Genomic DNA, 12,337 nt, shown 5'->3' with positions numbered 1-12,337 from the left:
TGGTGGGTCGGGGCCGCGCCGGGGGTGTCCGTCCTCGGAACGGCGCGGAATCGGTCGGCTACGGGGGTGGGCGGCGCGTGCGCGCCAACCGCTGGGGGCGGACACCCCGGCACGTCCCCTTCCCGTCGTACGCGGCCAACCGCCCGCGCGGGGCGCGCCGCCGCCCTCCCGCCCCGGCTGCGGGCAGTCGTGCCGCTGGGGCGGCACGGGTGGGCGCAGCGGCACCCCGTCGCGCCGGGCCGCGCCTCCCGACGCCCGCCCCCGCGCCGGGTGACCAGGAAAACCGGGTGCCGTCACCCACCTCCGCCGATCCCCACCAGCACCGTCCGCACCAGCCTCCGCGCAAAGGCGTCAGCCGCCGGCCTCCCGCCCTCCCCCACCGCGTCGTAGGCGAACGCCCGCTGCGCACAGGCCCCCAGCAACAGCGACGCCGCCGCGAACGTGTCCGCGTCCTCCCGTACCCGCCCCGTGGCCTGCTCGGCGCGCAGGTAGGCGTCCAGACCCTCGATGGGCAGGTGCGGGCCGGTGCCCAGTTCCCGCATCGCCTCGTCGTGCCGTCGCTTCAGTTCCGTCTGGGCGTACAGCGACGCGGCGATCGGGAAGCTCTGTTCGTAGAAGAGCGCCGCGCGGTGGGCGATCTCCGTGAGGTTCTCCTCGAGCGAGCCCCGCTCCGGCTCGGCGGCCAGGCTGTGCAGCAGCGGCGCCAGCCGGGGCAGCCGCTCGGAGAGGACGCGGATGAACAGCTCCTCCTTGCTCGCGAAGTGCTTGTACAGCGCCGCCTCTGAGCAGTCCGCCCCCTTGGCGATCTCCTTGGTGGTGGTACGGGCGAGCCCGACGGTGAGCATCAGTTCGTGTGCGGCGTCCAGGAGGCGTTCCCGGGCCGGCTTGGTGGGCGGCATGGCTGCTCCAGTCGGGGCTTGACCGGTGGGTGAGTACTTACTCACTATAGGAGAGACCGGGGTGAGTGAGTACTCACCCACCGGATCGTCGGATGGGGCACGCCATGAAACTCACCGTCTTCGGTGCCACCGGAGGCATCGGCCAGGAGGTCGTACGCCAGGCGCTCGGCGCGGGGCACCACGTCACCGCCGTCGTCCGGGACCCCGCGCGGCTGACCGTGAGCGGGGAGCGCCTGGAGGTGTTCCGCGCGGATCTGAGCGACCCGGCGTCGGTGCGTCCGGCCGTGGCCGGGCGGGACGCCGTGTTGTCCGGGCTCGGCGCCCGCAGCCGGAAGGACGCGGGCGTCGCGACCCGGCTGACCCGGACGGTGCTCGGCGCGATGCGGGCGGAGGGCGTGCGCCGGGTGCTGGTGGTCAGCGCCGCCCCGGTGGGGCCGCCGGCGCAGGGCGACGGCCCCCTGGACCGGACGGTGCGCGGCATCGTCTCCGCCGTGCTGAAGGACGTGTACGCCGACCTGCGCGCCATGGAGGAGGAGCTGGCGCGCAGCGGCACGGACTGGACGGTCGTCCGGCCGCCGCGACTGCAGGACAAGCCGCTCTCCGGCCGGTACCGGACGGTGGTGGGCGGTTTCCCGGCCAAGGGGCGTTTCGTCGGCCGGGCCGACGTCGCTCACGCGATGCTGGCGTTGACCGAGGACGCGGCGACCGTGAAACAGGGCGTGGGCGTGGCCTACTGAGCCCCTAAAGGCTGACGCCGACCGTCACCGGTTCATTGACCAGCGTGACGCCGAAGGCGTCCCGGACGCCGACGACGACCTCGCGGGCCAGGGCGAGCAGGTCCTCCGTGGTCGCCTCGCCGCGGTTGGTGAGGGCCAGGGTGTGCTTGGTGGAGATGCGGGCGGGGCCGGCGCCGTAGCCCTTGGTGAAGCCCGCCTTGTCGATCAGCCAGGCGGCGGAGGTCTTGATCCGGCCCTCACCCGCGGGGAAGGCGGGGGGGGCCACGGAGTCACCGAGGCGGTCGGCCACGCGGGAGCGGAAGGCGGTGAACTCGTCGTCCGTGAGGATCGGGTTGGTGAAGAACGAGCCGGCCGACCAGGTGTCGTGGTCCTCGGGGTCGAGAACCATGCCCTTGCCCGCGCGGAGTTTCAGCACGGTGTCGCGGGCGGCGGTCAGCGATACCCGGTCGCCGGCCTCGACACCCAGGGCGCGGGCGGTCTCGGCGTAGCGGAGGGGCGCGGAGAGCCCGTCGGCGTCCTCCAGCTCGAAGCGGACGCTCAGGACGACGTACCGCTCGGGCTCCGCCTTGAAACGGCTGTGGCGGTAGGAGAAGGCGCAGTCGGCGTTGGTGAGGGTGACCGTCTCGCGGTTCCTGCGGTCGTAGGCGGCGACCTCGGTGATCGTCGAGGAGACCTCCTGGCCGTACGCGCCGACGTTCTGGATGGGGGTGGCGCCCGCCGAGCCGGGGATGCCGGCCAGGCACTCGACGCCGGCGAGTCCGGCCTCGACGGTGCGGGCGACGGCGTCGGTCCAGATCTCGCCGGCCGCCACGGTGAGCGTCGTGCCGTCGAGGGTGAGGCCGCGCGTGGCGATGTGCAGGGCGGTGCCGTCGAAGCCCTTGTCCCCGATGACCAGGTTGGACCCGCCGCCGATGAGCAGCAGGGGCGTGCCGGTGTCGTCGGCCTCGCGGACGGCGGCGATGACGTCGGCATCGGTGGTGGCCGTGATCAGGCGGGTCGCGGGGCCGCCCAGCCGGAAGGTGGTCAGCGGGGCGAGGGGGGCGTCGTGGAGTTCCTGCACGCGGTCAAGAGTACGAGACGGCGGTGACAGGGCTGGGCAGCGGGAAACGCCCCGGCCGGTCGGCCGGGGCGTTCCTCGGTTCGGGTCGGGCACTCCAGCGCGCCGACGGTCAGTGGGTGGCCGCTTCGGCGGGCGGGAGGGGTGCCGGGGCGGTGGGCGACTGGGCCTGGCGGTGGCCCGTGGGTGCCGCGCCGTTCCCGCGGCGGGCCGGGATCAGCAGGGCCGCGACGCCCGCGAGGGCGACGACCGCGGCGCCCACCGCGATCGCGGGCCGCAGCCCGTCGACGAAGGACTGCGCGGACCCGTAGCCGCCCTGGGCCGCGAAGATCGAGGACATCACCGCGATGCCGAGCGCGCCGCCCACCTCGCGCAGGGCGTTGTTGGCGCCCGAGGCGATGCCCTGTTCCCTCGGGACGACGCTGGACATCACCAGGGCGGAGGCCGGGGCGAAGAAGAGGGCCATGCCGATGCCGCTGAGGATCAGGCCGGGCAGCTGGGCGGCGTAAGTGACGTCGTCGGTGACCACGGAGGCGAGGTAGCCGAGTCCGGCCGCCTGGAGGAAGAGGCCGGCCGCGACGACCGGGCGGCCGCCGATCCGGTCCGAGAGGATTCCCGCGAGCGGCGCGACCAGCATCGGCATGCCGGTCCAGGGCAGCATGCGCAGGCCCGCCTCGGTGGGCGTGTAGCCGAGCACGTTCTGCATGTACTGGCTGAGCAGGAAGATCGAGCCGAACATCCCCAGGAACATCAGCAGGCTCGCCGCGTTGACACCGGCGAAGGCGCGGGAGCGGAACAGCCGCATCGGGAGCATGGGGTTCCTCGCCCGGGTGCTGTAGAGGACGAAGGCGACGAGGAGCGCGGCGCCCGCGAACAGGCTGGTCAGCACCACCGGACCGGTCCAGCCGTCGACGGGCCCGCGGACCAGGCCGTAGACGACGCCGAAAAGTCCGCCGCTGGCGAGCAGCGTGCCGGGGAGGTCGAGCGGGGCGCCGGTGCCGTGGGACTCGGCGAGGCGGAGGCGGGCGAGCGGCAGGAGGGCCAGGCCCAGCGGGACGTTCAGCCAGAAGATCCACTGCCAGGAGATGTGCTCGGTCAGGCTGCCGCCGACCAGCGGACCCGAGGCGACGGCGAGGCCGTTGACGGCGCCCCAGATGCCGTACGCCATCCCGCGTCGTTCGGCGGGCACGGCGGCCGTCAGCAGGGTCAGGGTGAGCGGCATCATGATGGCCGCGCCGACGCCCTGCACCGCGCGGGCGGCGATCAGCGAGTCGATGCCGGGGGCCATGGCCGCGGCGGCGGAGGCCGCGGTGAAGACGGTGATGCCGACGAGGAACAGCCTGCGGCGGCCGAAGCGGTCGCCGAGGGCCGCGCCGAACATCAGGAGGACGGCGAAGGTGAGCGTGTAGGCGCTCACGGTCCATTCGAGGTCGTGCAGCGCGCCGCCCAGGTCCTCGCGGATGGCGGGCAGGGCGGTGGTGACGACGAGGTTGTCCAGGGCCGCCATGAAACCGGCGACGCTGGTGATGACGAGGGCCCAGGCCGTTCCCCCGCGGCGGGCGCTCCCTTGTGTGCCGTGCTGTGACATCTCTCCCCCAGAGGGTGTGCACTGCTTGCGTCGGACGTCTGTAGATTAGTAATTGATGACTAACTTCTGCGGTCATGCGGAGACGCAGGTGAAGGGCAAGCCCGCGCGGGGCGTCGTGAAGCTACACCTCGCCCTGACCGGCCTTGGCCCTCGCCGAGATGTAGAAGCCCTCCCAGATCCGGTGCTCCGGCGGGAAGCCCATGCCGACCAGGGCGTTGACGAGCATGCCGTACGCCATGAAGGTCGTCGTCTCACCCACGTCGCCACCGAGCGGCACGTGGACGGCGTCGAAGAGGTCCATCCAGTACTCACGGACCATCTCGCCGAACTCGAGGTCCCCGGCGGCTTCGGCCGCCGCCACCGCCACGTACGTCTGCAACTGCATCTGGAGCTTCTCGGGCTGCTCGGTGATCAGCTGCGTGTAGGCGTTCGCCATGGCGTGCAGCGCCTCTTCGCCGTGGAGGCCATCGGAGGCGTCCACGAAGACGCTGCGCGCATCCTGGAAGCACCGCTCGACCACTGCCAGGAAAATCGCCTTCTTGCCCGGGAAGAGCCGGAAGAGGTACGGCTGGGAGACCCCCACCCGCTTGGCGATGGCCTCGGTAGACGTGCCGTAGTAGCCGCCCCGGGCGAACTCGCTCATCGCCGCGCGGATGACGCTCTCGCGCCTCTCTTCTGCGCTCATCCTGACCATGACGAGTAAGTTAGTACTCAATCACTAACTGGTCAACCGCTGACGGGACTGCGGGCACACGTAAGGGGCGCACCTCAATGGAGGACGCCCCTTACCCCTGCCGGACACGCCTGTCGGCGTCAGGCCAGTCGTACGACCGCGCGGGACATGCCCAGCACCTTCTGACCGGCACTGGTCGCCGTCAGGTCGACGCGGACGGTGTTGTCGTCCAGCTTGGCGGCGACCTTGCCGCTGACCTCGATGACGGCCCCCTTGTCGTCGTTCGGGACGACGACGGGCTTGGTGAAGCGGACGCCGTACTCGACGACCGAGCCCGGGTCACCGGTCCAGTCGGTGACCACACGGATCGCCTCGGCCATGGTGAACATGCCGTGCGCGATGACGTCCGGGAGGCCGACCTCCTTGGCGAACTTCTCGTTCCAGTGGATGGGGTTGAAGTCGCCGGAGGCGCCCGCGTACCGGACGAGCGTGGCGCGGTCCACCGGGAAGCTCTGGGCGGGCAGCTCGGTGCCGACCTCGACGTCGGAGTAGGAGATCTTCGCCGTCATCGAATGCTCACGCCCCCTCGGCCGCGCGGGCCACCAGCTTGATCCACGTGGTCACGACGTGCTCGCCGGCCTCGTCGTGGACCTCACCGCGGATGTCCAGGATGTCGTTGCCCGCCATCGACTTGACCGCCTCGATGGACGAGGTGACGCTCAGCCGGTCACCGGCGCGCACCGGGCGGGAGTAGGCGAACTTCTGGTCGCCGTGCACCACCCGGCTGTAGTCCAGACCGAGCCGCGGGTCCTCGATGACCTGCGCGGCCGCACGGAACGTGACGGAGAACACGAAGGTCGGCGGCGCGATCACGTCCGGATGGCCGAGCGCCTTGGCGGCCTCGGCGTCCGTGTACGCCGGGTTCGCGTCCCCCACCGCCTCCGCGAACTCACGGATCTTCTCCCGGCCCACCTCGTAGGGCTCGGTGGGCGGATAGGTCCGCCCCACGAAGGACTGGTCGAGCGCCATGGGCTCGGCACCTCCTGCTGGTCTCTGTCTGCCTGCTGCGGTCGCCTGCGAAGTCTGCATGCGAATGTCTGCCCGCGAGAGTCGAAACGACGTGAGGCCGCCCCCGAGCTTCGGGGACGGCCTCACGTACGAGCCTGATTTATCGCGTTTCGCGGTGCGCGGTGTGCGCGTTGCAACGCGGGCAGTGCTTCTTCATCTCCAGTCGGTCCGGGTTGTTACGCCGGTTCTTCTTGGTGATGTAGTTCCGCTCCTTGCACTCCACGCAGGCCAGCGTGATCTTCGGGCGGACGTCGGTGGCAGCCACGTGAGTGCTCCTTGACGAACGGATTGATGGTATTAACGCAGGAAAGAGTAGCCGATTGAAGGACCGACCCCGCAATCGGCTACTAGGAGTAGCGGTGACCGGACTTGAACCGGTGACACAGCGATTATGAGCCGCTTGCTCTACCGACTGAGCTACACCGCTGTGATGCGATCGGGCCCCGCCTCGCGGCGGGAACCTCTCACACCAGAGCCCCAAAACGGAATCGAACCGTTGACCTTCTCCTTACCATGGAGACGCTCTGCCGACTGAGCTATTGGGGCGAGCGATGAAGACATTACACGGTCGCCCGCCGTTCGCCCAAATCCGTTTCGCCGCCCCTGCCCCGGCCCGTCCCGACCACCGTGGAGCGACGGCCCGCGCCGGTACGACTATTGCGCTCCTCCGCGCCACGAGCTGATCACCGTCCTAGGCTCGACTCACTCTGCGTGATCTTGCGTCCCCCACTGCGCAGCCCCGAGCCCAGAGGAGCGCGATGCCCGACAGCCAGCCGCAGCCGTCCCCCTCGCCCTCCCCCTCCGGTGCCGCCGGTCCCGGCTCGCTCCTGCTGGCCGGGGCACGCCTGACCGACGGCCGGACCGTGGACGTACGGCTGCACGGCGGACGCATCGAGGCGGTCGGCACGGCCGGCAGCCTGTCCCCGGCCCGAGCCTGCGGCCCGGGCGCGCGCGTGGACCTCGGCGGCTACCTGCTCCTGCCCGCCCCCGCCGACCCCCACGTCCACGGCGACACCGCGCTTACGGGCGAGACTCCGGGCCCCGTCTCCTGCGACCCGCCGGACGTCCAGCGGCGGGCCACCGAGGCCGCCCTGCTCCAGCTGGGGCACGGGGCGACGGCGCTGCGGGCGCACGTACGCGTGGGCGACGTTCCGGGGCTCGGCGCGCTGATCGGCGTACTGCGGGCCCGGCGCTCGCTGCGCGGGCTGACCGACCTGACCACGGTGGCGATGCCGAGGGTGCTGACCGGGGCGGCCGGCGCCGACGGGCTGGCGCTGCTGCGGGACGCGGTCAAGATGGGCGCGGACGCGGTGGGCGGCTGCCCGGACCTGGACCCCGATCCGACGGGGTACGTGGAGGCGGTCCTCGAGGTCGCCGCCGAGCACGGCTGCCCGGTCGACCTGCACACGGACGCCGCCGACCCCGCACGACTGGCCCGGCTGGCGGCGATGGCGGGCGGACTGCGCCCCGGGGTGACCCTGAGCCCCTGCGAGGGCCTCGCCCGGCTCCCCTCCGACGTGGCCGCCCGGGCGGCGGACCGCCTCGCCGCGGCCGGAGTGACCGTGGTGTGCCTCCCGCAGGGCACCTGCGGCGCCGTGGAAGGCCGCGACGGCACGGCCCCGGTACGGCTGCTGCGCGCGGCCGGCGTGCGGGTCACCGCCGGGAGCGGCGCCCTGCGGGACGTGTCGAACCCGGTCGGGCGCGGCGACCCCCTGGAGGCGGCGTACCTGCTGGCCTCGCGTCACGGGCTGCGTCCCGAGGACGCCTACGACGCGGTGAGCGCGGCGGCACGGACGGCCCTGGGGCTGCCCGAGGTACGGGTGGAGGCGGGCTTCCCGGCCGAACTCCTCGCGGTGCGCGGGGACCGGCTGGCGGGGGCACTGTCGCTGGCGTACAGCCGGATCGTGGTGCACCGGGGGCGCGTGGTCGCACGGACGAGCGCGGTACGGGAGTACGGCGACTCGGCGGCCGCGACCGACCTGGGGCTGCCGCGGCAGGGGCGTGGGGGACCTGGGAGGCGTTGACGCGCTGGGGGAGGGCGGCGCGGCACGCGGCCACCGGGACGCCCGGAAACAGCTGTCGGCGGCGCGCGCCGGGCGGCCGACGGGACTTGGTGCAAGTCGTGCGGCGCGGGCGGCCGTCGCGGCGTACGGTCGAAGACATGCGCATTGTCATCGCTGGTGGTCATGGTCAGATCGCGCTGCGGCTGGAGCGGTTGCTCGCCGCGCGCGGCGACGAGGTGGCGGGCATCATCCGCAAGGCCGAGCAGGCCGACGATCTGCGTGCGGCCGGCGCCGAACCGGTCGTCCTGGACCTGGAGTCGGCCTCCGCGGAGGAGGTCACGGAGCGACTGCGCGGCGCGGACGCCGCGGTCTTCGCCGCGGGCGCGGGCCCCGGGAGCGGGGCGGCCCGCAAGGACACGGTGGACAAGGCGGCGGCGGTCCTCTTCGCGGACGCGGCGGTCCGGGCGGGCGTACGGCGCTTCGTGGTCGTGTCCTCCATGGGCGCCGACCCGGAGCACCAGGGCGACGAGATCTTCGACGTCTACCTGCGTGCCAAGGGTGAGGCCGACGCGCACGTGCGATCCCTGGAGGCGCTGGACTGGACGATCCTGCGGCCCGGAATGCTGACGGACGACGCCGGCACCGGCCTGGTGCGCCTGGAAGCACACACCGGCCGAGGTCCCGTGCCGCGTGACGACGTGGCCGCCGTACTGGCGGAGCTGGTCGACACGCCGGCCACGGCGGGCCTGACACTTGAGCTGATCGCGGGTTCGGCGCCGGTGTCGGTGGCGGTGAAATCGGTGGCCGGGAACTGAGGAAGCGGCGCCGGCTCGGCGGGGGACGCTGGGGCCGCGCACATCGGTCAGAACAGGGGCAGTTGCCCGGGGAAGTCGGGGACGGCGTACCCGTCCAAGGACGGCTGCACCGCTCCCAGTCGCGCCGCCCGGCGCGACCCGGGGCAGGAGACGAGCTCGCCGCTCTCCCGCGCGCCGGGCGGGTCGTGACGCGCGTACCGCCCCGCGACCACGGCGATCTCGCGACGGCATTCGGGGCAGATTCTGCGGCGGGAGGACGGGACCATGAGCCCAGTCTGCCCGCAGCGCGCGAGCGGGTGCCGGCGTCGCGCCCCCTCACCGCCGAGCCTCAATCTCTCGCGCCCGCTCAGTGCCCGTCGCGGCCGACGGAACGCCCGTATGACGTTCGTGATCTTCGCCACGCCGCCGCGCCCGCCTGGCTCGGCGAGCGAAAGCTGTCCCACACATGCCCCGCGCCTGCCCCACGCACGCCCCAAACGCGTCATAGCGATCAGGTCGGGCTCATGAACGCCGAAAGGGTCTGTGATCAGCATTGCTGCTGTTCACAGACCCTTTCGGTCTTGTGGCGGCGCCAGGATTCGAACCTGGGAAGGCTGAGCCGGCAGATTTACAGTCTGCTCCCTTTGGCCGCTCGGGCACACCGCCGGGGTTCGCTGCCAGTCGAACCGCCTTGCGGCGGTGCTCCCCGGCAACGACGTAAACAATACCTGATGTGGAGGGGTGCTTCGCCACCCGATTGATCGCCGCCCGGGCGACGGCGGGTGGCTAGGCTTGTCCGAATGCGGCCGGGGGACCTCTGCGGAGCTCGGCGGCCGTAGCTGCATGCCGGTACGGAGCCGATACGCGGCCCGACACGCACCCAGATACAAGGAGCCACAGGACATGGCCGACTCCAGTTTCGACATCGTCTCGAAGGTCGAGCGGCAGGAGGTCGACAACGCCCTCAACCAGGCCGCCAAGGAGATCTCTCAGCGCTACGACTTCAAGGGCGTGGGCGCCTCGATCTCGTGGTCCGGGGAGAAGATCCTCATGGAGGCCAACTCGGAGGACCGGGTGAACGCCATCCTCGACGTCTTCCAGTCCAAGCTGATCAAGCGCGGCATCTCGCTGAAGGCTCTGGACGCGGGCGAGCCCCAGCTCTCCGGCAAGGAGTACAAGATCTTCGCGTCGATCGAGGAGGGCATCTCCCAGGACAACGCGAAGAAGGTGGCCAAGCTCATCCGGGACGAGGGCCCCAAGGGTGTGAAGGCCCAGGTGCAGGGCGACGAGCTGCGGGTCTCCTCCAAGAGCCGGGACGACCTGCAGACCGTGATCGCCCTGCTGAAGAACCAGGACTTCGACTTCGCGCTGCAGTTCGTCAACTACCGGTGAGCTGCTGAAGGGGCGTACCGGGAAGGGCGGGTGCCGACGGCGTGCCCGCCCTTCGTCTGCCCGCCCTTCGTCTGCCCGCCCTTTCGTCTGCCTGGGCTTTCGTCTGCCTGGGCTTTCGCCCCCCGCCCGCTCGGTCGGCGCCGGTCGCGTCAGTCGCGGGAGTTGCCGAACAGGAGCCGGTAGGCGATCAGCAGCACCAGGGAACCGCCGATCGCGGCCGCCCACGTGGCTCCGTCGTAGAAGTCCTTGCTGATCGGGTGATCCAGCCAGCGGGCCGATATCCAGCCGCCGGTGAACGCGCCCGCGATGCCGATGAGGGTGGTGCCGACGAGCCCGCCCGGGTCGCGGCCCGGGAGCAGGAACTTGGCGATGGCCCCGGCCAGCAGTCCCAGGATGATCCAGCTGATGACGGTCATGCCCCGCCCCCGCCCTTTCTCTTCGCGGCCGAGCCGTCCCACTGCTGTGGGCTGCTCGTTCCTCCGCGCGCGTTGCCGTTCTCTCGGTGTGAAGGACGTCGTGAAGCCGCCCGGTGGTTTCGGTGATCGTCGGTCATGGGTTCATCATGCGGGCCGCGACCGGCAGGCGTGCGGGCCTGTGGACAACTCCACGCCTGTGGAGAACCGCGGGCTCCTACCAACCGGTCCGCTGGGTGCCGGCGGTGGCCGTGAACGGCTGGTCCGTCCGTACGATCTCGCGTCCCATGGGGAGCAGCGAGACCGGGATCAGCTTGAAGTTGGCGATGCCCAGCGGGATACCGATGATCGTGACGCACAGCGCGATGCCGGTGACGATGTGGCCGATGGCGAGCCACCAGCCGGCGAGGATCAGCCACAGGACGTTGCCGATGCAGGAGGGGGCGCCCGCGTCCCGTCGCTCGACCGCCGCGTACCCGAAGGGCCACAGTGCGTATACGCCGATGCGGAACGCGGCTATGCCGAACGGGATGCCGATGATCGTGATGCAGAGCAGCGCGCCCGCGACGACGTAGCCGAGGAACAGCCAGAAGCCGCTGAGCACGAGCCAAATGACGTTCAGGATGGTCTTCACTGCTGACGACCTGCCATCTTTTCGAGTCGGGCGATTCGCTCCGCCATCGGCGGATGGGTGGAGAACATCTTCGAGAGGCCCTGTCCGGGGCGGAACGGGTTCGCGATCATCATGTGGCTCGCCGTCTCGATCCGGGGCTCCGGGGGCAGCGGGAGCTGTTTGGTGCCGTGCTCCAGCTTGCGCAGGGCTCCGGCGAGGGCGATCGGGTCTCCGGTGAGCTGGGCTCCGGACGCGTCCGCCTCGTACTCCCGGGAACGGCTGATCGCCAGCTGGATGACGGTGGCGGCGAGCGGACCGAGGAGCATGATGAGGAGCATGCCCAGCAAACCGGGTCCGTCATCGTCGTTGGACCGGCCGATCGGGATGAGCCAGGCGAAGTTGACCAGGAACATGATCACCGAGGCGAGGGCTCCGGCGACGGATGAGATCAGGATGTCGCGGTTGTAGACGTGGCTGAGTTCGTGGCCGATGACGCCGCGCAGCTCGCGCTCGTCGAGCAGACGCAGGATGCCCTCGGTGCAGCACACGGCCGCGTTGCGCGGGTTGCGGCCGGTCGCGAAGGCGTTCGGCGCCTCCGTCGGTGAGATGTACAGGCGGGGCATGGGCTGGCGGGCCTGGGTGGAGAGCTCCCGCACCATGCGGTACAGCGCCGGGGCCTCGAACTCGCTGACCGGGCGGGCGCGCATCGCGCGCAGGGCGAGCTTGTCGCTGTTCCAGTACGCGTACGCGTTCGTGCCGAGCGCGACGAGGACGGCGACGACGAGCCCCGCTCGGCCGAAGAAACTGCCGATGACGATGATGAGCGCGGACAGTCCCCCGAGGAGTACTGCGGTCCTGAGCCCGTTGTGCCGGCGGTGCACGGTACGCCCTCCAAGTGGTGCAGCAGGGGAACCCTTTGCTTGCTGGTGTCGCTCGCTGTGGTTGCTTCCTGGTCTCCGAAGCCACCGGTGCCGTGGCATCACGTCCAGTGGACCCTTCCGTACTGGTCAACGCCAGGCGAGGGCGGCCAGTTCCCCGGCGTCCGCGGGGGCGCGCGTGGTCCGTACGGGTGACGGCGTGGTGCGCGGCACGCGCGCGTG

Annotated in this window: 15 protein-coding genes and 3 tRNA genes; 4 read left to right on the top strand and 14 right to left on the bottom strand. The window is 71.4% G+C overall.

The features are described 5' to 3' along the window. Nucleotides 1-293: 293 nt before the first annotated feature. Complete coding sequence (locus M6G08_RS11535; protein WP_272587073.1) at nt 294-899, bottom strand: TetR/AcrR family transcriptional regulator; 606 nt, start codon at nt 897-899, stop codon at nt 294-296. A 104-nt stretch (nt 900-1,003) separates the two neighbouring features. Here M6G08_RS11535 and M6G08_RS11530 point away from each other — a divergent pair, with 104 nt between their 5' ends. After that, nucleotides 1,004-1,636 carry an NAD(P)-dependent oxidoreductase gene (locus tag M6G08_RS11530; protein ID WP_272587072.1) on the top strand — a complete coding sequence of 211 codons (633 nt, stop codon included), beginning with the start codon at nt 1,004-1,006 and terminating at the stop codon, nt 1,634-1,636. Nucleotides 1,637-1,640: 4 nt separating this feature from the next. On the opposite strand, the gene M6G08_RS11525 is transcribed toward M6G08_RS11530, so the two are convergent. The 8 genes from M6G08_RS11525 to M6G08_RS11490 all read right to left on the bottom strand — a co-directional run bounded on the left by M6G08_RS11525 (nt 1,641) and on the right by M6G08_RS11490 (nt 6,568). Further along, complete coding sequence (locus M6G08_RS11525) at nt 1,641-2,696, bottom strand: UDP-N-acetylmuramate dehydrogenase (protein ID WP_272587071.1); 1,056 nt, start codon at nt 2,694-2,696, stop codon at nt 1,641-1,643. 109 nt (nt 2,697-2,805) lie between these two features. Beyond that, a complete protein-coding gene (locus tag M6G08_RS11520) occupies nt 2,806-4,281 on the bottom strand; it encodes a DHA2 family efflux MFS transporter permease subunit (protein WP_272587070.1) in 1,476 nt (491 codons plus the stop codon). 121 nt (nt 4,282-4,402) lie between these two features. After that, entirely contained in the window at nt 4,403-4,975 is a 573-nt protein-coding gene (locus M6G08_RS11515; RefSeq protein ID WP_272587069.1) for a TetR/AcrR family transcriptional regulator, read from the bottom strand. Between the two features lie 119 nt (nt 4,976-5,094). After that, nucleotides 5,095-5,523 carry a MaoC family dehydratase gene (locus M6G08_RS11510; RefSeq protein ID WP_272587068.1) on the bottom strand — a complete coding sequence of 143 codons (429 nt, stop codon included), beginning with the start codon at nt 5,521-5,523 and terminating at the stop codon, nt 5,095-5,097. Between the two features lie 7 nt (nt 5,524-5,530). After that, nucleotides 5,531-5,983, bottom strand: a complete 453-nt coding sequence (locus M6G08_RS11505) for a MaoC family dehydratase N-terminal domain-containing protein (protein ID WP_272587067.1) — start codon at nt 5,981-5,983, stop codon at nt 5,531-5,533. Between the two features lie 139 nt (nt 5,984-6,122). Further along, nucleotides 6,123-6,287, bottom strand: coding sequence for a 50S ribosomal protein L33 (gene rpmG, locus M6G08_RS11500; RefSeq protein WP_003948671.1), 165 nt, complete (start codon nt 6,285-6,287; stop codon nt 6,123-6,125). Nucleotides 6,288-6,376: 89 nt separating this feature from the next. Then, a tRNA-Met gene (locus M6G08_RS11495) sits at nt 6,377-6,449 on the bottom strand. A 46-nt stretch (nt 6,450-6,495) separates the two neighbouring features. Next, nucleotides 6,496-6,568 (bottom strand) — tRNA-Thr (locus M6G08_RS11490). A 212-nt stretch (nt 6,569-6,780) separates the two neighbouring features. Here M6G08_RS11490 and M6G08_RS11485 point away from each other — a divergent pair. Both M6G08_RS11485 and M6G08_RS11480 read left to right on the top strand, forming a co-directional pair. Further along, a complete protein-coding gene (locus M6G08_RS11485) occupies nt 6,781-8,046 on the top strand; it encodes an amidohydrolase family protein (protein WP_272587065.1) in 1,266 nt (421 codons plus the stop codon). Nucleotides 8,047-8,183: 137 nt separating this feature from the next. Continuing rightward, nucleotides 8,184-8,840, top strand: a complete 657-nt coding sequence (locus tag M6G08_RS11480; RefSeq protein WP_272587064.1) for an NAD(P)H-binding protein — start codon at nt 8,184-8,186, stop codon at nt 8,838-8,840. Between the two features lie 47 nt (nt 8,841-8,887). Here the strand turns inward: M6G08_RS11480 and M6G08_RS11475 are convergent, their stop codons facing one another. Then, a complete protein-coding gene (locus M6G08_RS11475; protein ID WP_272587063.1) occupies nt 8,888-9,106 on the bottom strand; it encodes a hypothetical protein in 219 nt (72 codons plus the stop codon). Nucleotides 9,107-9,403: 297 nt separating this feature from the next. Continuing rightward, nucleotides 9,404-9,485, bottom strand: a tRNA-Tyr gene (locus M6G08_RS11470). A 237-nt stretch (nt 9,486-9,722) separates the two neighbouring features. Here M6G08_RS11470 and M6G08_RS11465 point away from each other — a divergent pair. Then, on the top strand, nt 9,723-10,211 hold the full coding sequence (locus M6G08_RS11465; protein ID WP_217245524.1) for a YajQ family cyclic di-GMP-binding protein: 489 nt from the start codon (nt 9,723-9,725) through the stop codon (nt 10,209-10,211). A gap of 149 nt (nt 10,212-10,360) precedes the next feature. Here M6G08_RS11465 and M6G08_RS11460 read toward each other — a convergent pair whose 3' ends face one another. The 3 genes from M6G08_RS11460 to htpX all read right to left on the bottom strand — a co-directional run bounded on the left by M6G08_RS11460 (nt 10,361) and on the right by htpX (nt 12,118). Then, complete coding sequence (locus M6G08_RS11460) at nt 10,361-10,627, bottom strand: GlsB/YeaQ/YmgE family stress response membrane protein (protein WP_272587062.1); 267 nt, start codon at nt 10,625-10,627, stop codon at nt 10,361-10,363. Nucleotides 10,628-10,841: 214 nt separating this feature from the next. After that, nucleotides 10,842-11,258 (bottom strand): YccF domain-containing protein, encoded by a 417-nt coding sequence (locus M6G08_RS11455; RefSeq protein ID WP_073725196.1) that lies wholly within the window; start codon nt 11,256-11,258, stop codon nt 10,842-10,844. Beyond that, complete coding sequence (gene htpX / locus M6G08_RS11450; protein ID WP_073725198.1) at nt 11,255-12,118, bottom strand: zinc metalloprotease HtpX; 864 nt, start codon at nt 12,116-12,118, stop codon at nt 11,255-11,257. The genes M6G08_RS11455 and htpX overlap by 4 nt, the downstream gene beginning before the upstream one ends. Between the last annotated feature and the right edge of the window lie 219 nt (nt 12,119-12,337).

Source organism: Streptomyces sp. M92, assembly GCF_028473745.1.
GTDB lineage: Bacteria > Actinomycetota > Actinomycetes > Streptomycetales > Streptomycetaceae > Streptomyces.
Note: the sequence above shows the minus strand (reverse complement) of the source record. Positions and strands in the feature narration are given on the sequence as shown.